General features: G+C 51.3%; 20 protein-coding genes and 1 other annotated feature. Of the genes, 6 read left to right on the forward strand and 14 right to left on the reverse strand.

Going from position 1 to position 23,396, the window contains the following annotated elements; translation table 11 throughout:
• Positions 1–47: 47 nt before the first annotated feature.
• The 4 genes from pflA to ycaO all read right to left on the reverse strand — a co-directional run bounded on the left by pflA (position 48) and on the right by ycaO (position 6,461).
• Positions 48–788 (reverse strand): pyruvate formate lyase 1-activating protein, encoded by a 741-nt coding sequence (gene pflA, locus BUB06_RS00175; RefSeq protein ID WP_039472672.1) that lies wholly within the window; start codon positions 786–788, stop codon positions 48–50.
• 269 nt (positions 789–1,057) lie between these two features.
• Positions 1,058–3,340, reverse strand: a complete 2,283-nt coding sequence (gene pflB / locus BUB06_RS00180; protein WP_039472674.1) for a formate C-acetyltransferase — start codon at positions 3,338–3,340, stop codon at positions 1,058–1,060.
• Positions 3,341–3,397: 57 nt separating this feature from the next.
• On the reverse strand, positions 3,398–4,258 hold the full coding sequence (gene focA / locus BUB06_RS00185; RefSeq protein ID WP_010277178.1) for a formate transporter FocA: 861 nt from the start codon (positions 4,256–4,258) through the stop codon (positions 3,398–3,400).
• Positions 4,259–4,697: 439 nt separating this feature from the next.
• Complete coding sequence (ycaO, locus tag BUB06_RS00190) at positions 4,698–6,461, reverse strand: 30S ribosomal protein S12 methylthiotransferase accessory factor YcaO (protein ID WP_039472679.1); 1,764 nt, start codon at positions 6,459–6,461, stop codon at positions 4,698–4,700.
• Positions 6,462–6,790: 329 nt separating this feature from the next.
• Between ycaO and serC the strand changes: the two genes are divergently transcribed.
• The 5 genes from serC (at position 6,791) to ihfB (ending at position 12,310) form a co-directional block, all read left to right on the forward strand.
• On the forward strand, positions 6,791–7,876 hold the full coding sequence (gene serC / locus BUB06_RS00195; protein ID WP_039472681.1) for a 3-phosphoserine/phosphohydroxythreonine transaminase: 1,086 nt from the start codon (positions 6,791–6,793) through the stop codon (positions 7,874–7,876).
• An 81-nt stretch (positions 7,877–7,957) separates the two neighbouring features.
• A complete protein-coding gene (aroA, locus tag BUB06_RS00200; protein ID WP_039472682.1) occupies positions 7,958–9,247 on the forward strand; it encodes a 3-phosphoshikimate 1-carboxyvinyltransferase in 1,290 nt (429 codons plus the stop codon).
• A 221-nt stretch (positions 9,248–9,468) separates the two neighbouring features.
• Positions 9,469–10,146: a (d)CMP kinase gene (gene cmk, locus BUB06_RS00205; RefSeq protein WP_010277170.1), complete on the forward strand. Its 678-nt coding sequence runs from the start codon at positions 9,469–9,471 to the stop codon at positions 10,144–10,146.
• 116 nt (positions 10,147–10,262) lie between these two features.
• A complete protein-coding gene (gene rpsA, locus BUB06_RS00210) occupies positions 10,263–11,936 on the forward strand; it encodes a 30S ribosomal protein S1 (RefSeq protein WP_010277167.1) in 1,674 nt (557 codons plus the stop codon).
• 89 nt (positions 11,937–12,025) lie between these two features.
• On the forward strand, positions 12,026–12,310 hold the full coding sequence (gene ihfB / locus BUB06_RS00215) for an integration host factor subunit beta (protein ID WP_005967571.1): 285 nt from the start codon (positions 12,026–12,028) through the stop codon (positions 12,308–12,310).
• Between the two features lie 159 nt (positions 12,311–12,469).
• Here ihfB and hisIE read toward each other — a convergent pair whose 3' ends face one another.
• From hisIE to hisL, 9 genes are all read right to left on the reverse strand, one after another.
• The gene (gene hisIE, locus BUB06_RS00220; protein WP_455769228.1) at positions 12,470–13,087 is read right to left on the reverse strand and encodes a bifunctional phosphoribosyl-AMP cyclohydrolase/phosphoribosyl-ATP diphosphatase HisIE; all 618 of its coding nucleotides are present in this window, start codon (positions 13,085–13,087) and stop codon (positions 12,470–12,472) included.
• A gap of 8 nt (positions 13,088–13,095) precedes the next feature.
• Positions 13,096–13,872, reverse strand: a complete 777-nt coding sequence (gene hisF, locus BUB06_RS00225) for an imidazole glycerol phosphate synthase subunit HisF (RefSeq protein ID WP_010301049.1) — start codon at positions 13,870–13,872, stop codon at positions 13,096–13,098.
• Positions 13,854–14,591 carry a 1-(5-phosphoribosyl)-5-[(5-phosphoribosylamino)methylideneamino]imidazole-4-carboxamide isomerase gene (hisA, locus tag BUB06_RS00230; RefSeq protein WP_010301046.1) on the reverse strand — a complete coding sequence of 246 codons (738 nt, stop codon included), beginning with the start codon at positions 14,589–14,591 and terminating at the stop codon, positions 13,854–13,856. The genes hisF and hisA overlap by 19 nt, the downstream gene beginning before the upstream one ends.
• A 6-nt stretch (positions 14,592–14,597) precedes the next feature.
• Complete coding sequence (gene hisH, locus BUB06_RS00235; protein ID WP_039472684.1) at positions 14,598–15,188, reverse strand: imidazole glycerol phosphate synthase subunit HisH; 591 nt, start codon at positions 15,186–15,188, stop codon at positions 14,598–14,600.
• Complete coding sequence (gene hisB / locus BUB06_RS00240) at positions 15,188–16,255, reverse strand: bifunctional histidinol-phosphatase/imidazoleglycerol-phosphate dehydratase HisB (protein ID WP_039472685.1); 1,068 nt, start codon at positions 16,253–16,255, stop codon at positions 15,188–15,190. The genes hisH and hisB overlap by 1 nt, the downstream gene beginning before the upstream one ends.
• A 15-nt stretch (positions 16,256–16,270) precedes the next feature.
• On the reverse strand, positions 16,271–17,344 hold the full coding sequence (gene hisC, locus BUB06_RS00245; RefSeq protein ID WP_039472688.1) for a histidinol-phosphate transaminase: 1,074 nt from the start codon (positions 17,342–17,344) through the stop codon (positions 16,271–16,273).
• Positions 17,341–18,669, reverse strand: coding sequence for a histidinol dehydrogenase (gene hisD / locus BUB06_RS00250; RefSeq protein WP_029368343.1), 1,329 nt, complete (start codon positions 18,667–18,669; stop codon positions 17,341–17,343). The genes hisC and hisD overlap by 4 nt, the downstream gene beginning before the upstream one ends.
• 5 nt (positions 18,670–18,674) lie before the next feature.
• Positions 18,675–19,574: an ATP phosphoribosyltransferase gene (gene hisG / locus BUB06_RS00255; protein WP_010277135.1), complete on the reverse strand. Its 900-nt coding sequence runs from the start codon at positions 19,572–19,574 to the stop codon at positions 18,675–18,677.
• Between the two features lie 49 nt (positions 19,575–19,623).
• Positions 19,624–19,745 (reverse strand) — a sequence feature (His leader region).
• Entirely contained in the window at positions 19,721–19,768 is a 48-nt protein-coding gene (gene hisL, locus BUB06_RS21830) for a his operon leader peptide (RefSeq protein ID WP_106389040.1), read from the reverse strand. It overlaps the preceding feature by 25 nt.
• A 497-nt stretch (positions 19,769–20,265) precedes the next feature.
• Between hisL and BUB06_RS00260 the strand changes: the two genes are divergently transcribed.
• Positions 20,266–21,102 carry an SDR family oxidoreductase gene (locus tag BUB06_RS00260; protein WP_039472690.1) on the forward strand — a complete coding sequence of 279 codons (837 nt, stop codon included), beginning with the start codon at positions 20,266–20,268 and terminating at the stop codon, positions 21,100–21,102.
• Between the two features lie 104 nt (positions 21,103–21,206).
• On the opposite strand, the gene BUB06_RS00265 is transcribed toward BUB06_RS00260, so the two are convergent.
• Positions 21,207–23,159 (reverse strand): methyl-accepting chemotaxis protein, encoded by a 1,953-nt coding sequence (locus BUB06_RS00265; protein ID WP_039472700.1) that lies wholly within the window; start codon positions 23,157–23,159, stop codon positions 21,207–21,209.
• Between the last annotated feature and the right edge of the window lie 237 nt (positions 23,160–23,396).

The raw sequence follows: 23,396 nt of genomic DNA on the forward strand, positions 1-23,396 counted from the left end.
AAAATAGCGCGCCCTGAGCGCGCTATTTTTCCAGAAAGCGTCAGAGGCTAGTACATGACCTTGTGACCGTAGCTTTCAAGAATCGATTTAACGCGATCCATCGTATCGGCTTTTGGCGGTTTAACGCCGTCTAATTTGTACTCTTCACCCATCGCAATCCACTTGTGTTTGCCAAGTTCATGATAGGGGAGAAGCTCAATTTTCTCGATGTTCTTCATATCCTTGGTGAATTCGCCCAGTTTGTGTGCGGACGCATCATCGTCAGACCAACAGGGAACGACGACATAACGTATCCAGGTACGCTGGTTGCGCTTTGCCAAATAGCGAGCGAAATCCAGAGTACGGTGATTGGATACGCCAACTAAATTCTGGTGTATGTCGTCATTCATTTGTTTCAGATCGAGCATCACTAAATCGCTGACGTCCAATAGCTCGTCAATGACGGGATCGTAGCGGCGCACGAAGCCATTGGTGTCCAGACAGGTGTTGATGCCTTCTGCCTTACAGGCACGGAACCAGTCGCGCACAAATTCGGCCTGGAGAATGGCCTCACCGCCGGATGCTGTTACGCCACCGCCGGATGCATTCATAAAGTGGCGGTAGGTCACGACTTCTTTCATGAGTTCTTCAACCGTCACTTCCTTGCCGCCGTGCGTATCCCAGGTATCACGGTTATGGCAATACAGGCAGCGCATCAGGCAGCCTTGAAAGAAGATGATGAAACGGATGCCTGGGCCATCGACGGTGCCACAGGATTCAAAAGAGTGGATGCGACCGATTACTGACATTGCGAGGTTTTCTCCAAATTTGACCGGACAATAGCGGTCTTTATGAGCGCAGTCATAAGAAAGCAAGTATCGATCTGACAGGGATTACTGACAGAAGAACACCGTGTGACAGATGCTGCGTCGAATCTGTTTTGCGAGCCATCCACATGAAGGAAGCAACATAGCGGGCTGGCAAAACAGGCTAACAATCTGAACGACAAGCGAGGGTGAGAAAAAGGCCCCACTGACGTGGAGCCTTTATTTTACGCCTTTTCAGACAGTCATGGAAATTACATTGACTGAGTGAAAGTACGGGTAATGACGTCTTGTTGCTGTTCTTTCGTCAGTGAGTTGAAACGCACTGCGTAGCCAGATACGCGGATAGTCAACTGCGGATATTTCTCTGGGTTTTCCATCGCATCAAGCAGCATTTCACGGTTCATGACGTTGACGTTCAGGTGCTGACCGCCTTCGATGCTAGCTTCGTGGTGGAAATAACCATCCATCAGGCCGGCAAGGTTAGCTTTACGCACGTTGTCGTCTTTGCCCAACGCGTTAGGGACGATGGAGAAGGTATAAGAAATACCATCTTTCGCGTAAGCAAACGGCAGTTTGGCAACAGAAGTCAGAGAAGCAACGGCACCTTTCTGGTCACGACCATGCATTGGGTTAGCACCTGGTCCAAATGGCGCACCTGCGCGGCGACCGTCTGGCGTGTTACCCGTTTTCTTACCATATACCACGTTAGAGGTGATGGTCAGAACAGACTGCGTTGGTGTTGCGCCACGGTAGGTATTCAGTTTCTGAATTTTCTTCATGAAACGTTCAACCAGGTCACAAGCCAGTTCATCTACGCGAGAATCGTTGTTACCGAATTGTGGATATTCGCCTTCGATATCAAAGTCGATAGCCAGGCCATCTTCATCACGAATTGGTTTAACTTTGGCATATTTGATGGCAGACAGGGAGTCAGCAGCAACAGACAGACCCGCGATACCACACGCCATAGTACGGAACACATCACGGTCATGCAGTGCCATCAGCGACGCTTCGTAGCTGTATTTGTCGTGCATGTAGTGAATGATGTTCAGAGAGGTGACGTATTGTTTAGCCAGCCAATCCATGAAGTGATCCATACGATCCATCACTTCGTCGAAGTTCAGAACGTCGCCTTTGATTGGTTCTGATTTCGGACCAACCTGCATTTTCAGTTTTTCGTCCACGCCGCCGTTAATCGCGTACAGCATGGTTTTCGCCAGGTTTGCACGGGCACCGAAGAACTGCATTTGTTTGCCAACGATCATCGGGCTTACGCAACAAGCAATGGCGTAGTCATCGTTGTTAAAGTCAGGACGCATCAGATCGTCATTCTCATATTGCAGAGAAGAGGTATCGATGGAGACTTTAGCCGCATAGTTTTTAAAGCTTTGTGGCAGTTTTTCAGACCACAGAATGGTCATGTTTGGCTCTGGAGACGGCCCCATGGTGTACAGGGTGTTCAGGAAGCGGAAGCTGGTTTTGCTCACCAGAGTACGACCATCCAGACCCATACCGGCCAGAGATTCTGTTGCCCAGATTGGGTCACCAGAGAACAGCTCATCATACTCAGGCGTACGCAGGAAACGCACCATACGCAGTTTCATGACCAGATGGTCAATCATTTCCTGAGCTTCTTCCTCAGTGATTTTGCCTGCTGCCAGATCGCGCTCAAGGTAGATATCCAGGAAGGTAGAGACACGTCCGAAGGACATTGCCGCACCATTCTGTGATTTCACCGCTGCCAGGTAGCCGAAGTAAGTCCACTGCACGGCTTCCTGAGCTGTCGCTGCTGGGCCAGAAATGTCACAGCCATATTTAGCAGCCATTTCTTTAATTTGGCTCAGTGCATGATGCTGATCGGCAATTTCTTCACGCAGACGGATTGTTGCTTCCAGATCTTCGCCGTTTTCCAGTTTGGATTGCAGAGAAGTGAACTGGGCAAACTTGTCTTTCATCAGATAGTCGATACCGTACAGCGCAACGCGACGGTAGTCACCGATGATACGGCCACGGCCGTAGGCATCTGGCAGACCAGTCAGAACGCCTGATTTACGACAACGCAGGATGTCTGGAGTGTAAACATCGAACACGCCCTGGTTGTGCGTTTTGCGGTATTCGGTGAAGATTTTTTTCAGTTGAGGATCCAGTTCACGACCGTAAACTTTGCATGAACCTTCAACCATTTTGATGCCGCCGAACGGAATTAACGCACGTTTCAGCGGAGCGTCAGTTTGCAGACCAACGATTTTTTCCAGACCTTTGTTGATGTATCCCGCGTCGTGAGACGTGATAGTTGCAGCAACATTGGTATCAAAATCAACAGGTGCGTGAGTACGGTTTTCCTGTTTGATGCCTTCCATGACGCTGTCCCACAGCGCTGAGGTCGCTTTGGTTGCGCCAGCCAGGAAAGACTCATCACCTTCATACGGCGTGTAGTTTTTCTGGATAAAGTCACGAACGTTGACGTTATCCTGCCATTCACCTTTGCTAAAGCCTTGCCATGCATTGGCCAATTTTTCATTCAGCTCGGTCATTTTACACCTACCTTTGATATGGATTTCTTAAAACCCGACGTTGCGGCCGATTGCACCTTAGTGGTGCTTGTCTCCACCGCGCAAATAAATTACCCAATATGTCAAACCGACCATTACGCCGCCGCCGATGATGTTCCCCAGGGTGACGGGAATCAGATTATCGGTAATAAAGTGGCTAACGGTTAAATGTTCAAACTGAGACGGCACCATGCCAATGGCATTCCAGAATTCCGGGGCCGCAAAATTTTTGATAACGATGCCCATAGGAATCATGAACATGTTGGCGATACTGTGCTCAAAGCCGCTGGAAACAAACATGGCGACAGGCAGAATCATGGCAAACATTTTGTCGGTAAGCGTACGGCCGGAATAGCTCATCCACACGGCCAGACAAACCAGCAGGTTGGCCAGAATCCCCAGACACAGCGCTTCAACGAACGTGTGTTCAAGTTTGTGTTCAGCTGTTTGCAGGACGTTAAGCCCCCACGCACCGTTTGCGACCATGTGCTCTCCCGAGAACCAGATAAGCCCAACGAAGAAAAGCGCGCCAATCAGGTTACCGACATAGACATTTGCCCAGTTACAGGCTAGTTGCTTCCAGGTAATACGTCCACTGGCTTTGGCAATCACGATGAGAACGGTTGAGGTAAACAAGTCCGCACCGCAGACGACAACCAACATGAGGCCAAGGGAGAAACAGATACCACCGATCAACTTCGCGATGCCGAAAGGAATCGTCGCGGTCCCTGTGGTAGCCGTAATATAAAAGACGAAGGCGATCGAAATAAACACACCCGCAGTGATCGCTAAATAAAACGTCGTACACGGTTGTTTTGTAGCTTTATAGACTCCGGCGTCTTCAGCAACTTTTGCCATGGCGGCCGGGAGTAATAGAGTAAAGGGGTTGTCAGCTTTCACACTAACTCTCTCTTAAAAATTATCAGCGTTGAGATACTAACAAAGCAGTATACGGTAAAATTTGACGTGGATCATATTGCAAGAAATTAACAGGTTGGTAAGTAGGGTGGGATACGGTGATTTTATGGTTAATTTATTGAATTTTATAATAAAAAAATATTTTAAATTTTATAAAAAGAGTTGAATGGTATACGTTAAACCTACCGATTTAGCGTTAATAAAAATCATGTTTTGTAGAATTTCAGTACCACCTTGTCGATGCAATTTAATTAAAATTTCACCATTCAATAACAATGTTCTGATTATGCATTACGAATAATAAATATTGCCCTCTGGATAATAAAATAGCCCTTTAAGATAAAGGGCTATTGGTCGGTGGCTATTTGCACTCGAACGCACTCATCGATATAAGACGCGTGCTGACTTCATCATTCTGGCATTATTTTGCTTGCCAATAACGACGTTTCGCCTGTTGCAGTTTTTCATAGGCTGCCAGCAGCGACTGGTGCGCAGGTAAAGAAGTAAAGGTGTCATCCACGGCAAACAGACCATAGAAGCATGCTTCGCCAGCAACCGCAGCGCTAGCGGCATCGACGGTCTCACTGCCGTACATTTTGGTGAAGGCATCGTAATATTCTGCCGGATCGCGCTCAGGCTCTTGTGCCAGTAACAGCAGGGTCTGTAGGCAACGGTAGTAGTTGCTGCGCTGTGCCGTAAAGACGGAATCGTTGAAATCCTGCGTCCACTCTGTCCAACTTAACGCCTGATCCAGATCGCCGCCGGCCAGTGCCAGCATGGCTTTTAGTTCGCCAACGCGCAGAGTAAACCAGCCATTATCTTTGCCGGTGGCAATGCCGAGCAGCTCGCGTACGCGGGTGAAGTCATCCAGCCCTTCGTCATCCAGCTGCTGCAACAGCGTCAGATAGTCTTCTTTTTCCCATTTGCTGTCAGGCAGCGCCAGCAGCGTGTCACGCAGATGAGCGCCCATGCTGTTATTGGCTAACAACAGATCGTCGGCAGGGTAGATGTCCGACATTCCCGGCACAATGATGCGGCAGGCATAAACAGCCAGATGCTCATAGTCAGCAATGTAGACTTCTTTATCTTCCTGCTTGAAGATCGCCATCAATGTAGCGAATTCTTCTTCCGTCGATCCTTTAAAGCTCCAGTCGGCAAATTCATAATCCGCTTGCTTCTTGAACATATCCCAAGAGATCAGACCGCTGGAATCGATAAAGTGGGTTTCCAGATTAGCGTGCTCGGCAACTTCTTCATCATCGAACGTCGGTGGGGTGAACACGTCCAGATCTTTCAGGCCACGGCCTTGCAGCAGCTCGGTAACGGTACGCTCCAGCGCCACGCCGAAGTCAGGATGTGCGCCGAAGGAGGCAAAGCAGGTGCCGTTAGCGGGGTTAAACAGCACCACGCAGATAACCGGATATTTCCCGCCCAGTGAGGCATCGTAAGAGAAAATCGGGAAACCTTCTTTTTCCAGCGTTGCAATCGCTTCGACCACGCCCGGGTAGCGGTTCAGCACCTCTTGCGGAATTTCTGGCAGGCTGATGGATTCGGCAATGATACGGTTCTTGATGCTGCGCTCAAACACTTCAGACAGCCCCTGAACGCGGGCTTCATTGGCGGTGTTACCTGCGGACATCCCGTTAGAAACGTACAGGTTACCGATGATGTTCATCGGAATATAGACAGTTTGCTGATCGGACTGACGCGTAAATGGCAGCGCGCAAATGCCTCTGTCGGCATTGCCGGATTGCAGATCGATCAGATCGCTGGCGCTCAGTTCCTGCTCAGGATCGTAAAACTGGTGCAGACGGGCATCCAGAATACCTTCCGGTAGCGCATCATCTTCCGGAATAGGGAACCATTTTTCATTCGGGTAGTGAACGAAATCGCTGTTAGCGATGCTTTTGCCGAGATAGAAGTCAGCAAAGAAATAGTTGGTGGACAGACGCTCGAAATACTCACCTAACGCAGAGGCCAGTGCCGCTTTCTTACTGGCACCTTTACCGTTAGTGAAGCAAAGCGGGCAATCGCGGTCTCGAATATGGACAGACCAGACGTTTGGCACCGGGTTCAGCCATGACGCTTCTTCGATGTTAAACCCCAGGTCCTGGAGCTGTTGTTGAAAACGGGCGATGGAATCTTCCAGGGCGGCGTCTTTGCCTGGGATAAACGTTTGAGTCATGGTGTTCACTCTTATCGAGATTAGCGGAAGCGGCATGATACGGATTTTTCTGTTCAGACTCTATTTATTCATAACAGATCGGCAACAGTGAAAAAGAACAGGCTGCGTAACGTGCCGTTTTGCATAATGAAAGCGCAATAAGCGTTGCAGCCGCGATTGACGAGTGATAAAACCGATAGCAGGGTAAAAGTAGTGTGGTTATGGCGGTTGTTCCGTTATAACTACTATCTTGTAACAGCGGTATTTTTATAACCGTCAGGTTTATAAAAATGGTATTTGTAACAACGGTGATAAAAAGAGCCGCTATTTTTCAGGTGTGGTGAGGGGAAATGACTCAGATTTTTAATTTTAGCGCCGGTCCAGCAATGCTGCCGGTTGAAGTACTGCGTCGTGCTGAACAGGAATTGTGTAATTGGAATGGCCTGGGTACATCGGTCATGGAAATCAGCCACCGCAGTAAAGAGTTTATGCAGGTTGCCGCTGAATCCGAACAAGATCTGCGTGATTTGCTGAAAATCCCCTCCAACTACAAAGTGCTTTTTTGCCACGGTGGTGCGCGTGCGCAATTTGCGGCAGTACCGTTAAATCTTCTGGGCGAACGCTCAACTGCTGACTACATCGACGGTGGATATTGGGCACACAGCGCAATCAATGAAGCAGAAAAATACTGCACACCTAACGTGATTGACGTGAAAACGCGCGTAGGCGATCTGCGCGGCATTAAGCCGATGCGTGAATGGAAATTGTCTGATGACGCGGCGTTTGTACATTACTGCCCGAATGAAACTATTGACGGTATTGCGATCGAAGAAGAGCCGGACTTTGGCGATAAAATTGTGGTCGCCGACTATTCTTCCAGCATCCTGTCTCGCCGTATTGACGTTAGCCGTTACGGCGTGATCTATGCTGGCGCACAGAAAAATATCGGCCCGGCCGGTCTGACGCTGGTCATCGTGCGTGAAGATTTGCTGGGCAAAGCGCGCCGTGAGCTGCCATCGATTCTGGATTATCAGGTTCTGGCGGACAATGACTCCATGTTTAACACGCCGCCAACGTTTGCCTGGTACCTGTCCGGCATGGTCTTCAAATGGCTGAAAGAGTACGGCGGTCTGGCTGAAATGGAAAAACGTAACCAAGAGAAGGCCGACCTGCTGTATAGCGCGATTGACGGTAACGATTTCTATCGTAATGACGTCGCGGTAGCGAACCGTTCTCGCATGAATGTGCCGTTCCTGCTGGCGGACTCTGCGCTGGATAAAGTCTTCCTGGAAGAATCAGTCGCTGCAGGTCTGCACGCGCTGAAAGGCCATCGCGTAGTGGGCGGCATGCGTGCTTCTATCTACAATGCGATGCCGCTGGAAGGCGTGAAAGCGCTGACAGAATTTATGGCTGACTTCGCGCGTCGCCACGGTTGATTAAGACCGCCCCTCGATACATTTTGATCAGCCCCGGACTTTCCGGGGTTTTTATGTCCACGTTGAAAGAATAGGCTTTACATGCAGGAATCCCTGACGCTACAACCCATCAAACTGATTAACGGTACCCTTAACCTTCCTGGCTCAAAAAGCGTCTCTAACCGTGCGCTTTTGCTAGCGGCCTTGGCTGAAGGAAAGACCCGGTTGACTAACCTGTTAGACAGTGACGATGTTCGCCATATGCTTACCGCTCTAACGGCGCTGGGCGTGGAGTATCATCTGTCGTCTGACCGGACGGTGTGTGAGATTACGGGTCTGGGTGGGGCGTTTACGGCATCGCAACCGCTGGAACTGTTTCTAGGGAATGCAGGTACAGCGATGCGCCCACTGGCTGCCGCGTTGTGTCTGACAGATGGCGATATTGTACTGACGGGCGAGCCGCGGATGAAAGAACGCCCGATCGGGCATCTAGTCGATGCACTGCGTCAGGGCGGAGCGAAGATTGACTATCTGGAGCAGGAAAACTACCCACCGCTTCGTCTGCACGGCGGTTTTCAGGGCGGTGAAATCAGCGTAGATGGCAGCGTATCAAGCCAGTTCCTGACCGCGCTGTTGATGACTGCGCCTCTGGCTAAGCAGGATACGCAAATCAGCATTCAGGGCGATCTGGTTTCCAAACCGTATATCGATATCACGCTGCATATGATGAAAGCGTTTGGTATTGAAGTACGTCATGAAAATTATCAGCGATTCTTCGTTGCGGGTCGCCAGCAGTATCGTTCACCGGGGGATTATCTGGTGGAGGGCGATGCGTCATCGGCTTCTTACTTCCTGGCCGCAGCGGCGATTAAAGGCGGTGTGGTGCGTGTGACCGGCGTAGGCCGTAATAGCGTACAAGGCGACATTCGCTTTGCTGATGTGTTGGAAAAAATGGGTGCGACCGTGCGCTGGGGTGAGGATTATATCGAATGCGAACGTGGTGAACTGCACGCGATCGACATGGATATGAATCACATTCCTGATGCTGCGATGACTATCGCGACGGCGGCGCTTTTCGCTCAAGGTGGCACCACTACACTGCGTAATATCTACAACTGGCGCGTGAAAGAAACCGATCGTCTGGCGGCAATGGCGATTGAACTGCGTAAAGTTGGTGCGGAAGTGGAAGAGGGTAATGACTACATTCGCATTACGCCGCCGACCACACTGAAAGCGGCAGAAATCGGCACGTACAACGATCACCGTATGGCGATGTGTTTCTCGCTGGTCGCGTTATCGGATACGCCAGTTACGATTCTGGATCCGAAATGTACGGCTAAAACCTTTCCTGACTACTTTGAACAACTGGCGCGTCTCAGCGAGCTGGCTTGATTCCTCTCTAAGGCACGGTTTCCGTGCCTTTTTCCTTTATCGATTTCCCCGAGTTACGCTCAACTTTTCTTCTGAAATTGCGCACCGCGTTCAGAGAATGCCTTATTTTTCCCGCCATTCCGGCATTGGGGTAACCTTTCTCTGTATTGATGCGTATAATGAGGCTCCGTGATGCCATAAAACGGCATAAGCGGAACTTCCCAGTATTAAAGGAGAGAGAAATGACGGTGATGGCACCGGTAATTACGGTTGACGGACCGAGCGGCGCAGGCAAAGGTACTTTGTGTAAGGCATTGGCTGAAGCTTTACAATGGAACCTGCTGGACTCGGGGGCTATCTATCGTGTTTTGGCTCTGGCGGCATTGCACCACCATGTGGATATCGGTTCGGAAGACGCGCTGGTTCCGTTAGCCTCTCATCTTGATGTGCGCTTTGTTGCAGAAGACGGGCAACTGAAAGTCATCCTGGAAGGTGAAGACGTTAGCCATGAAATTCGTACTGAAGCGGTAGGCAACACGGCGTCTCAGGCCGCAGCTTTCCCTCGCGTTCGTGAGGCATTATTACGTCGGCAGCGCGCATTCCGCGAGGCTCCGGGGTTGATTGCTGATGGTCGAGACATGGGAACGGTAGTCTTTCCTGATGCGCCAGTGAAGATTTTTTTGGATGCCAGTGCGGAAGAACGTGCACAACGTCGCATGCTACAGTTGCAGGGGAAGGGCTTTAATGTTAACTTTGAACGTCTTTTGTCTGAGATAAAAGAACGGGATGAGCGCGATCGCAGCCGCCCCGTTGCGCCGTTAGTGCCTGCTGCCGATGCGTTGGTGCTGGATTCAACGGAAATGACAATCGATGAAGTGATAGCGCGCGCGTTGGCTTATGCCCGCGAAATTTTAGCGTAATCACAGAAAACTGAATTTTTACCTCGCTGTAAGGATGCACAGCGGGGCATGTTAAACAACCCCATCGAGCAGGATGCCAGATGGACGTTAAATTGAAACCCTTAAGATTATCAAACATGACTGAATCTTTTGCTCAACTCTTTGAAGAATCCCTGAAAGAAATCGAAACCCGTCCTGGTTCCATCGTACGTGGTGTTGTTGTTGCTATTGATAAAGATGTCGTACTGGTTGACGCCGGTCTGAAATCTGAATCTGCCATTCCGGTAGAGCAATTCAAGAACGCACAGGGCGAACTGGAAATTCAGGTTGGTGATGAAGTTGACGTTGCTCTGGACGCTATCGAAGATGGCTTCGGTGAAACGCTGCTTTCTCGCGAAAAAGCTAAACGTCATGAAGCATGGCTGACGCTGGAAAAAGCCTACGAAGAAGCTGCAACTGTTACCGGTATTATCAACGGTAAAGTTAAAGGCGGTTTCACTGTTGAGCTGAACGGCATTCGTGCGTTCCTGCCAGGTTCTCTGGTAGACGTTCGTCCGGTTCGCGATACGCTGCATCTGGAAGGCAAAGAGCTTGAGTTCAAAGTTATCAAGCTGGATCAGAAACGCAACAACGTTGTTGTTTCCCGCCGTGCAGTTATCGAATCTGAAAACAGCGCTGAGCGCGATCAACTGCTGGAAAACCTGCAGGAAGGCATGGAAGTTAAAGGTATCGTTAAGAACCTTACTGACTACGGTGCATTCGTTGATCTGGGCGGCGTTGATGGCCTGCTGCATATCACTGATATGGCTTGGAAACGTGTTAAACACCCAAGCGAAATCGTCAATGTGGGCGACGAAATCACTGTTAAAGTGCTGAAGTTCGACCGCGAGCGTACTCGTGTGTCTCTGGGCCTGAAACAGCTGGGCGAAGATCCATGGGTCGCTATCGCTAAGCGTTACCCAGAAAGCACGCGTCTGACTGGCCGCGTGACCAACCTGACTGACTACGGCTGCTTCGTTGAAATCGAAGAAGGCGTTGAAGGTCTGGTACACGTTTCTGAAATGGATTGGACCAACAAAAACATCCACCCATCCAAAGTTGTTAACGTTGGTGATGTAGTGGAAGTTATGGTTCTGGACATCGACGAAGAACGTCGTCGTATCTCTCTGGGCCTGAAACAGTGTAAATCCAACCCATGGCAGCTGTTCGCAGAAACTCACAACAAGGGCGACCGCGTTGAAGGTAAAATCAAGTCTATCACTGACTTTGGTATCTTCATCGGTCTGGACGGCGGCATCGACGGTCTGGTGCACCTGTCTGACATCTCCTGGAACGTGGCTGGCGAAGAAGCCGTTCGCGAATTCAAGAAAGGTGATGAAATCGCCGCTGTTGTTCTGCAGGTTGACGCAGAGCGCGAGCGTATCTCCCTGGGCGTGAAACAACTGGCTGAAGACCCGTTCAATAACTACCTGTCTGTTAACAAGAAAGGTGCTATTGTTACTGGTAAAGTTACAGCAGTTGACGCCAAAGGTGCTACAGTTGAATTAGCAGACGGTGTTGAAGGCTATCTGCGTGCTTCTGACGCTTCACGTGACCGTGTTGAAGATGCAACTCTGGTACTGAGCGTTGGCGACAGCGTTGAAGCGAAATACACCGGTGTTGATCGTAAAAACCGCGTTGTTAGCCTGTCTGTTCGTGCGAAAGACGAAGCTGACGAGAAAGATGCAATCGCAACTGTTAACAACAAGCCGGAAGAAAACAATTTCTCCAGCGCGATGGCAGAAGCGTTCAAAGCAGCTAAAGGCGAGTAATCACTACGGTGGAATGAGCAACGTAAGTTGCTCATTCTTGTAACGGTAGTCAGTTATCCTGGTTATTGATAACCGCACTTGGAGGAGCTATGACCAAGTCTGAACTTATTGAAAGGCTTGCTGGACAGCAATCTCATATCCCAGCCAAAGTGGTTGAGGATGCAGTGAAAGAAATGCTCGAACAAATGGCTTCTACGCTAGCCGAAGGCGACCGTATTGAAATCCGTGGGTTTGGCAGTTTTTCACTTCACTACCGTGCACCGCGTGTAGGTCGTAATCCGAAAACGGGTGACAAAGTTGAGTTGGAAGGTAAGTACGTCCCTCACTTTAAACCGGGCAAGGAACTCCGCGACCGCGCTAATATTTACGGCTAATCGTTAGTCTTAAATACCAGCCTTATAAAAGCACCCATCTTGGGTGCTTTTTTACATTTATGGTCAGCATCTTCTCCGTACTTCCGTCGATATGACGCGGTTATCTGACAGCATATGGCTATCCCGCGTTATCAACGACTGATAACGCGGGGAACAGGTTTACTTATTGTGACGTTCTTTCAGGCGATTGATGATGGTCGCCAGATCTAAATCCTGATCCTGCAACAGCACCAGCAGGTGGTACATCAAATCTGCGGCTTCGTTGGTCAGCTCTTCGCGGTCATGCACCGTGGCCGCTAATGCCGCTTCCAACCCTTCCTCACCGACTTTCTGCGCAATGCGCTTGGTGCCGCTGGCATATAGGCGCGCAGTGTAAGAGCTATCTGGGTCAGCATGCTTACGCTCGGCCAGCAGTTGCTCTAACTGATAGAGGAACGTCCAGTCGCTGGCAGCAGGCGAGAAGCAGCTGCTGGTGCCAAGGTGACAGGTTGGTCCGATAGGGTTAACCAGAATCAGCAGGGTGTCGTTATCGCAGTCCGGCGTGATAGAGACGACATTCAGGAAATGGCCGGAAGATTCGCCTTTCGTCCACAAGCGCTGCTTGGTCCGCGAGAAAAACGTGACTTTGCCACTCTCTTCCGTAGCCTGCAACGCGTCCTGATTCATGTAGCCCAGCATCAACACTTCACCGGATACCGCATGTTGCACGACAACCGGCAGCATACCGTCCGTTTTTTCCCAATCGAGTTGGTTTCGTTGTTCGTCGTTTAGAAAAATTGCTTCGCTTAACACACTCGAATCTCCACACCCTGTTGCTTAAGATATTGTTTCAGCTCGCCAATATTAATAATTTGCTTGTGAAACACCGATGCTGCCAGCGCGCCATCAACGTGGGCGGTTTGGAACGCATCCAGAAAATGTTCCATGGTGCCTGCGCCGCCGGAAGCAATGAGTGGGACATGACAGACATCACGCACCAGATTTAACTGGTGTAAATCATAGCCGTTACGCACGCCGTCCTGATTCATCATATTCAGGACAATCTCACCTGCGCCACGTTTTTGCACTTCTTCAACCCATTCTAACGTTTCCCAAGTGGTGACCTTGGTGCGCGCTTCATCACCTGTGTATTGATTGACATGGTAGCGGCCCGTCGCAGCATCGTGCCAGGTATCAATCCCAACGACGATGCACTGCACGCCATAGCGGTCAGCCAGTCGGGTAATCAGCTCTGGGTCGGCCAGCGCTGGTGAGTTGATGGAGATTTTATCCGCGCCGAAAGAGAGGATCTGACCGGCTTCTTCCACGCTTTTAATGCCGCCCGCCACGCAGAAGGGAATATCAATCACTTCCGCGACGCGGGATACCCAGCTTTTATCGACTACACGGCCATCGGAAGAGGCGGTGATATCATAAAAAACTAACTCATCGGCCCCTTCCTGCGCGTAGCGCTGCGCCAACGGGACGATGTCGCCGATGATTTCGTGGTTGCGGAACTGTACACCTTTGACGACCTGACCGTTACGCACGTCCAGGCAGGGAATTATCCGTTTTGCCAGCATGAAATAGCCTCCGCGACGTTGAATTTACCTTCCAGCAGCGCACGACCCACGATCACGCCCTGCACACCGCTGCCGCGCAAATTGGCGATATCCGTCAAGTTGCCGATGCCGCCGGATGCCTGAAAGGCAATCTGCGGGTAGCGCTGGCTGATTTCACGATAGAGCTCGACGTTGGAACCGCTCAGCGTACCGTCACGAGAAATGTCAGTGCACAGCACATGCTTCAGACCGAACGGCAGATATTGTTCAACGACCTGCTCAAGCGTGGCGTTTGAATTTTCCTGCCAGCCGCTGATGGCGACGAACTTCGTGCCGTTGGCGTCGATACGAACGTCCAGCGCCAGCACCAGCGCTTCTGCACCGTAGCGGGTGAACCATTGTTGAACGAGTTCCGGCTGCTTAACGGCGGTGGAGCCGATGACGACACGGCTGGCTCCGGCTTTTAATAACGCTTCCACGTCCTGTTCGGTACGGATGCCGCCGCCAATCTGAACGGGGACGGTAACGCCAGCCAACAGCGTCGTTAATAACGGAATCTGGCGGGCAGAGGGATCTTTTGCACCGGTCAAATCCACCAGATGCAGCACGCCTGCGCCTTGTTGCTGGTAATCCTGCAAGCGGGGGAGCGGATCGCTACCGTACTGGCGCTGTTGGCCATAATCACCCTGATGCAGACGGACAACCTGCCCATCAATCAGATCTAATGCGGGAATAATCATGACGCTCTACATCTCCAGAAAGTTTTTCAGCAGTTGCGCGCCCGCCGCACCCGAACGCTCAGGGTGGAACTGCACGCCAAAGAAGTTATCTTTTTCCAGCGCAGCGGTGAAGGCTTCGCCGTAGTTGGCTTGGGCAATCGTGTTTTCGCAGACCGGCATGGCATAGCTGTGAACGAAATAGAAATAGGCACCGTCATCGATATCGCGGAACAAACGATGTCCGGCCTTCGGAATGACCTGATTCCAGCCCATATGCGGCAGCGGTAAGCCGTGGTCAACCATCTTTTTCACCGGTGAATCAACAATGCCGAGCGTGGGAATGCCGCCATTTTCGTCGCTGTTTGTGCCCAGCAACTGCATGCCGAGGCAAATACCGAGAACGGGCTGGGTACAGGCTTTGATCAACGCAATCAGGTCGCGCTCTTCCAGTTGATTCATCGCAGTCTGTGCGGTGCCAACGCCCGGCAGAAACAGCTTGTCCGCTTGCAGGACAATCTCGGCCTCGCGGCTTACCACGGGCGTATACCCCAACCGCTGCACGGCGTAGGTCACCGAAGAGAGGTTAGCGCAGCCGGTATCAAGAATGACGACCTTCATCAGAGCACTCCTTTCGAGCTCGGCAGCGTATCACCCTCGACGCGAATTGCCTGACGTAGCGTGCGCCCGAAGACTTTAAACAGGCTTTCCACACGGTGATGATCGTTACGCCCTTTAGTTTTCAGGTGCAGCGTACAGGCCATGGAATAAGACAGAGAACGGAAGAAGTGTTCGACCATTTCTGTACTCAGGTCGCCAACACGCTGGTAGCTGAATTCCGCTTTGTATTCCAGGTGCGGACGTCCAGAAATATCCAGGGCACAGCGTGCCAGACACTCATCCATCGGCAGAACAAAGCCAAAACGGCCAATACCGCGTTTGTCGCCCAACGCTTTATTCAGGGCTTCGCCCAGCGCCAGACCGGTATCTTCTACCGTGTGGTGATCGTCGATGTATAGATCGCCTTTCACTTCAATGTTCATGCGGAATCCGCCGTGGGTGGCGATTTGATCCAGCATGTGATCGAAGAAGCCGACGCCGGTGTTGATTTTGCTGCCACCTTCCTGATCCAGCCAGACGTTCACATCAATCGCAGTTTCACGCGTGACGCGGTTGACGTGCGCATGGCGGTCACGCTTGGTCAACTGGTTGGTAATCGCTTGCCAGTTTAGCCCGCCACGTTGATAGAGCAGCCCGGTTATGCCCATGTTCTGTGCCAGTTGAATATCGGTCTGGCGGTCACCGATGACGTAGCTATTCGCCACATCCATCAGGCCGTTGTTCAAATAGGCAGTCACCAGCTCGGTCTTGGGCTTGCGACAGGTGCAGTTATCCGCGGGTAAATGCGGGCAGATCAGCACTTGCTCAAAACGGATGCCCTGCGATGTTAGAATCTGCATCATCAGGTTGTGCGGTGGATCGAAGGTTTCCTGCGGAAAGCTCTCGGTTCCCAACCCATCCTGATTCGTAATCATCACCAGCGTATAACCGGCTTTTTGCAGCGCCAGCAGCGAGGGAATGACATCTGGTTCCAGCGCCAGTTTATCCAGACGGTCAACCTGAAAATCTTCAGGCGGTTCAGCAATCAATGTTCCGTCACGGTCGATAAAGAGGTATTTCTGGCCCACGTGAGCTCCTTAAAATTAAGCGTTGATGCCCGGCAATGATTGTAATGCAGCAACAACGCGTTCACATTCGTAGCGGTTGCCGATAGTAATGCGCAAACAGCCTGCGAGGCTCGGTTGCTTATTTTGGTCACGCAGAATAATGCCTTGATCCCACAGCGTTTTAAATACAGAAGGGGAGGCGGTAAAGCGCACCAGCAAATAGTTACTCTCGCTGGGGAAGATTTCTTCAATGCAGGGAATGTCTTTTAAGGCATCGCTCAGCCAGCGGCGAGCGGAGGTAATCTCCTCAACATTCGCCTTCATTTTGGCGATCCCTTCGTGACTCAGCGCCTGCGCGGCGATATCCGCTACGGGAGTGGACAGCGGATAAGGGGCAATGACCTTCAGCAGAAGCTGAATGACCTCAGGGTTTGCCAGCGTGAAGCCACAGCGCAATCCAGCGAGTGAAAAGGCTTTGGACAAGGTACGCAGAATCACCAAATGTGGGAATTCGTCCAGCCAGACCGAGGTGGTCGCCTGCGGACAGAATTCAATGTAGGCTTCATCAATAACGACCAGCGCTTTTCCCTGTGCCAGCGTGAGTAGCTGACGCAAATCCTCCCGTGCGATCAGGTTGCCGGTTGGGTTGTTCGGGCTACATACGTAAATGACCTTAGTGCCGTCCAACTGTGCTTCAATCGCGTCGAGATCCAACTGCCAGTCTGATTTGCTGGCTACGGTACGACGTTCCACGCCAAATGTCTCGGCGCTGACGGCGTACATGCCGTAGGTTGGTGGGCAGAACAGGATGGCATCTTTTCCCGGTTCGCAGAACGCGCGGATCAGCAGCTCGATACCTTCGTCGGCACCGCGGCTGACCAGAACCTGCTCCGGCGTTACGCCAGCATACTCGGCGTAACGGCCGATCACCGTGACTGGCTGGCATTCCGGGTAGCGGTTCAGCGTCTGTGACGTTAACTGAAATGCTGGTGCTTCAGGGTATTCATTGGCATTCAGCCAGACATCGCCGTTACCGCCCAGACGACGGGCAGATTGGTACGGCGTCAGCGCACGGACATTGGCGCGTGCCAGTTCTTCAATGCTGCTCATGCTTGCTCCTTCAGTGCTGCAACACGCAGGGTAACGGCGTTTTTGTGGGCGGTCAGCTGTTCGGCCTGTGCCAATATTTCTATGGTCGGCGCCAGTTGCAGTAACCCCTGCGGAGTGAGCTGCTGTACGGTCATGCGTTTCTGGAAATCGGCCAGTCCCAGGCTTGAATAGGTCGAGGTATAGCCATAGGTCGGCAGAACATGGTTAGTGCCGGAGGCGTAATCGCCCGCGGATTCTGGTGACCAGTCGCCAAGGAAAACTGAACCCGCGCTGGTGATGCTATCAACCAGTGATTCGGCGTCGCGCGTCTGGATGATTAGGTGCTCTGGACCATATTGATTGCTGATTTCAATGCACTGCGCCAAATCACGCGCAACGATGACGCGGCTGCTGGCAAGCGCCTGACGCGCGATGTCCGCACGGGACAATTGCGTGAGCTGTTCTTCAACGGCGTCCGCCACGGCCTTAGCCATTGCTGCGTCAGGCGTGAGCAGAATGACCTGTGAATCCGGACCGTGTTCTGCCTGCGACAACAGGTCGGAGGCGACAAACGCGGGCGTCGCGCCGCTGTCGGCGATCACTAATACTTCGGATGGCCCAGCGGGCATATCAATGGCCGCGCCATCGAGCTGCTGACTAACCTGACGCTTAGCTTCCGTGACATATGCGTTACCGGGGCCAAAGATCTTATCCACTTTCGGCACGCTCTCGGTGCCAAATGCCATCGCAGCAATCGCTTGCGCGCCACCGAGCTGAAAGACTTCTTTAATGCCGCACAGCTGTGCGGCATACAGAATTTCATCGGCAATCGGCGGCGGTGAGCACAGTACGACACGACCACAGCCGGCAATGCGTGAAGGCGTTCCCAGCATCAGCACGGTTGACGGCAGCGGGGCAGAGCCCCCAGGAATATACAGCCCGACGGTTGCGATAGGGCGAGTGAGCTGCTGGCAACGTACGCCTGGCTGCGTTTCGATATCGACAATCGGCAGTTTTTGCGCGTTGTGGAATGTCTCGATATTACGCACGGCGATCGCCATCGCCTGTTTTACCTCATCGCCCAAACGGGCGGAGGCGGCGGAAATCTCGGCCTCGGTGACGCGAATCGCATTCACCTGAACCTTATCGAACTGTGCGCTGTAGTCGCGTAACGCGCTATCACCACGGCTTTTCACGTTTGCCAGAATATCGCTCACGATGGCGGTGATGCGGTCTGATGCGGAAATAGCCGGGCGAGTCAGTAGCTGACGCTGCTCTTCTGCTGAACAGCGCTGCCAGTCAACGAGCGTGCTAAAACTGCCGGTGCTGTTGGTGTTGTCAGCCATCGTCATCACTCCATCATTTTTTCAATAGGCAGAACCAGAATGGAGCTGGCACCCAACGATTTCAGTTTTTCCATCGTTTCCCAGAACAGCGTTTCGCTACTGACCATGTGCATGGCAACGCGGCTTTGGTCGCCGGCCAGTGGCAGAATGGTTGGGCGCTCAGCGCCAGGCAACAGGGCGATGACTTCTTCCAGACGTTCGCTAGGCGCGTGCAGCATGATGTATTTCGATTCACGTGCCTGAATCACGCCTTGCATACGGGTCAGCAGTTTATCGATCAGCAGCTGTTTCTCTTCTGGCATCTCGCCGTCGCGCTGAATCAGGCAGGCTTTGGAACGGTAAATCACTTCCACTTCGCGCAGGCCGTTGGCTTCCAGCGTGGCACCGGTAGAGACCAGATCGCAGATAGCATCGGCCAGACCGGCACGCGGTGCTACTTCGACGGAACCGTTGAGCAGACAGGATTTGAAATTGACGGATTGTCTGTCGAGATATTGTTTGAGCAGGTGAGGATAAGAGGTGGCGATACGTTTGTTTTGCAGACATTCAGGACCGGTATAGGCTTCGTCCAGCGGCATCGCCAGCGACAGGCGGCAGCCGCCGAAATCCAGACGACGCAGCGTGAAGTAACGCGGATCTTCACCCTGTGCACGACGGTTTAACAGCTCTTCTTCCAGCACGTTTTCGCCGATGATGCCCAGATCGACTACGCCATCCATGACCAGACCAGGAATATCGTCATCGCGTACGCGCAGGATATCAATCGGCATATTTTCTGCGAATGCAATCAGACGCTGTTGCTGTAAGTTGATTTTGATCCCGCAGCGCGCCAGCAACTCTCGTGAATCGTCGCTCAGGCGACCTGACTTCTGCATTGCTATCCGTAAACGTGTTTTATCCAGCATGGAAACCTCATTAACCTGTCAAATTTAAAATTTTTAGAAACATTGGGCCATAAAAAAACCCTCGGAAGGTGATCTTCCGAGGGCTCTCTTTGTGTTCTGCGCCACTGGAAGATCTTAATGTCTTCCAGCACCAACTGCCCGAAAGACTAATCAGGATGATGGTGATGATGGTGGTTAAACAGAACGCGTGTCATAAGATGTCTCTTTGTTGTACAAATATTGTTGTGTCAGTGTTTATTAAACCAATAACGATTTCTGTCGAATAACCTAAACCATGTTCGGGCTGTTGTGCAACATTTTTTTAGCAGATGTGGGAAGTTCGTTTTGGTTGCGTGATGTGCCAGCATAATCGCGCTGGATATCCGCTTTTGATAGGCAGAAAAGACTACGGAAATCGGACAGGCATCCGTAGCGGTGGGCGTCAAAGCCGTTTACTCTGTAGGCGTGCGTATACTCGTCATACTTCAAGTTGCATGTGCGTTGGCGACGCTACTCGGTCCACTAGCGTGGACCTCGCCCCGTTGGGGCCGCTGCAAGCAGCGTTCAAACCTGCCTCTGGCAGATTTGTCAGTCACCCGAATCACTTACTTGAGTAAGCTCATCGGGATGCCTTCTCTTGCCGCCTGCCTGAAACTCGAATTATGTAGAGTATAGTGTTAATTAACAGGCTCCTTGCAGGGGAGAACGGCTGATGAAAAAAGTATCGATTGTGGGATTGGGCTGGCTGGGTATGCCGCTAGCTCTGGCGCTGAATGGGCACGGCTACCACGTGACAGGGACGAAAACCACTCAGGATGGCGTTGAAGCGGCGCGTATGAGCGGTATTGAGTGTTATCAACTGGCGCTGACGCCTGAACTGGAATGTGACGCTGATGAACTTAGCGCACTACTACAGGTTGACGTGTTGATCGTGACGTTGCCCGCTAGCCGAACGGCGGAAGGGGGCGATGGGTATGCCCAAGCGGTACAGCAGTTGGTGAATATGGCGCGCGTGTTTCATGTCCCGCGTATTATCTTCACCAGTTCAACCTCGGTTTATGGCGATAGCAGCGGCACGGCAAAAGAAAACTCGCCGCTACAGCCGACGACGGTAGCAGGGAAAACGCTGGTGTCCCTCGAACAGTGGTTGCAGCATCTACCTGATACCTCCGTCGATATCTTGCGTCTTGCGGGGCTGATCGGTGGTGAACGCCATCCTGGACGTTTCCTTGCGGGCAAAACCAATCTGCCGCGCGGTAATCATGGCGTGAATCTTGTACATCAGGAAGATGTGCTGGCGGCGATCCTATTGCTGCTTAAGCTTCCAAACGGCGGGCATATCTATAATCTGTGTGCGCCAGAACATCCTGCCAGACAGGACTTTTATCCTGAACAGGCGCGCAGATTGCACCTGTCTCCGCCGCAGTTTGCGCCCGTAACCGACAGCGATCAGGGGAAGATTGTGGATGGACAGCGTATCTGCCATGAACTCGGGTTTGAGTATCAGTACCCTAATCCCTCAACGATGCCGTTGAACGAGGGCTTGTAGCGCGAATCCCAATGCGTTCTAGTCTATTTGCTTCGATTTTTTGATACACCGCGACAGGGTTTCTGATACGCCCGAATGTGTGTGAAGCATCCGGGCGTGAGGCGTTAAAACGACGTCCAGTCGCTTTCTGACGATGCGGTTTTTTTGTCTGCCGTTGATAGACGTTTTGGCAGCGCGTGGCGTGACGCGGAGGATGATGCGCGTGAGCCTGTGCGGTTATCCGATTGGGACACGCGGAAGTGCTCAAGCAACTTCTCTAACAATACAGCCTGTTCTTCCAGCGAGTTGGCGGAAATGGAAGATTCCATTACCAGCGAAGCGTTCTGCTGAGTGGTGGTATCCAGTTCGCTGATGGCCTGCGCGATTTGCCCAATTCCCCGGCTCTGTTCTTCAGACGCGGATGAAATTTCCCCCATGATGTCGTTCACGCGAGAAACGGAATCGACGATTTGCTCCATGGTTTCTCCAGCAACTGCCACAAGATGGCTACCCGCATTGGTGCGCTCGACGGACTCTGAGATCAACGCTTCGATGTCTTTGGCAGCCTGAGAACTGCGCTGCGATAAACTGCGTACTTCGCCTGCGACCACGGCAAAACCGCGCCCTTGTTCACCGGCGCGTGCGGCTTCTACCGCGGCGTTCAGCGCCAGAATGTTGGTCTGGAAAGCAATGCTATTGATGACGGTGGTGATATCGGCGATTTTTTTGGAGCTGGCCGCGATATTGTCCATGGTCGTCACAACCTGTTTCACGACCTCACCGCCTTTCAGCGCATTCTTGGAGGCATCGGCAGCGATCTGGCTGGCATGTTTAGCGTTATCGGCGTTGTTTTTCACCGTTGATGTCAGTTCTTCCATGCTGGCTGCGGTTTCAACGACGGCAGCCGACTGCTGTTCGGTGCGTGATGAAAGATCGCTATTGCCTGTGGCAATTTTACTTGCTGACTGGCTAACGCTACCGACGCTGTCCCGCACTTCGGAGATAACGTGGCGCAGCTGTTCATTCATTGTCCCCATTGCGTGGGTAAGCCGCCCCAGTTCATCGTGGCGATCGGTCTGAATTGTCGTCGTCAGGTCACCACTGGCAATACGTTCCGCCAATGCCAGATTATGGATGATAGGTCGGGTGATAATCCGGGTAATGTAGATCGAAATGATAATACCGATAATGACGGCAATGAAGCCGATAATCATCGTAATGGTGGCGGAGTTATAGGCCAGTTCATCGTTTTTCGCTTTGATAATGGCCGTCAGCGCGTTGATGTCTGCGCTGCTTTTCGTTCCTGCTCTCATGACCAAATACTCTGCTTTTTTCACGTCATCGAAAGCGGTGTAATAGTCTGCGTTAATCTGTTGATATTGCTTGATGTAATTGCGTAATGCATCCGCCTGGCCTTTCAGATCGGAAGGTAAAATCGGTAAGGCCTGATAGGCTGATTCCGTCTCTGCATAACGGTTATTCAGTGCGGCTATTGTTTTCTCATCTTTTGTTATTTGCAGCTCATAACTCAGTTTTTGCACCTCACTCAATAAGAAAGCCAGTTTGCTCATCGCGTAATAAGCATCATTATCGGGGAACGAGCTGGTGTTATGAATGGTCTGTGCAACGGGTTCCAGCGTGGCTTGTGCATGCAGTTGATTCATTTTTCCCTGAATCTCAACTGCTTTTTGTGTCGCAACAGACATGGCGGATACCGATGTCTGAAAACCCTCTAAGTTTTCTTTTAAGCTGTTGATGTGGCCTAACTCATCGGCGCTCCAAGCCAGAGTTTTTGCACTGTCTGTTAAGTCTGTCGCGCTTTTAACGAATTTTGCCAGAATATCTTTTGTCTTCTCATCGGGGGCGTAGAAATATTTAACACGGTTTATTTTTGCCTGAAATACCTCAATGTTGATGCTGTAAATAAGATTGGTTTTCTCATAGATATCTTTGATGTCTTTAAATCTTTTTGTACTAAGCGATGAGGCAACAATAACGAGTAATAAAATAATGCCAAATCCGGCATACAGTTTATGTGCGATTTTTGTGTTACGAATTCGACTAGCAAAATGCTGCATTATAACTCTCCATGTGTGACGCTTTTTTAATAAAAATAATGCTCACGATTTTATTGCTAACAGCTTTTTATGACTCACTACTATGAGTTATCGGGTTTTCTTATCGCGATGTTAGTGCCAAAGTAGGGGATAATAACATTCTGTGATGGGTATCAAGATAGAATGTGCAAATGCATAGTTTTTTATGTAAATACTGCCAAATTAACGTAGCCTACTGATTATTTAACGATTTATTTA

This window comes from Pectobacterium carotovorum, from assembly GCF_900129615.1.
GTDB lineage: Bacteria > Pseudomonadota > Gammaproteobacteria > Enterobacterales > Enterobacteriaceae > Pectobacterium > Pectobacterium carotovorum.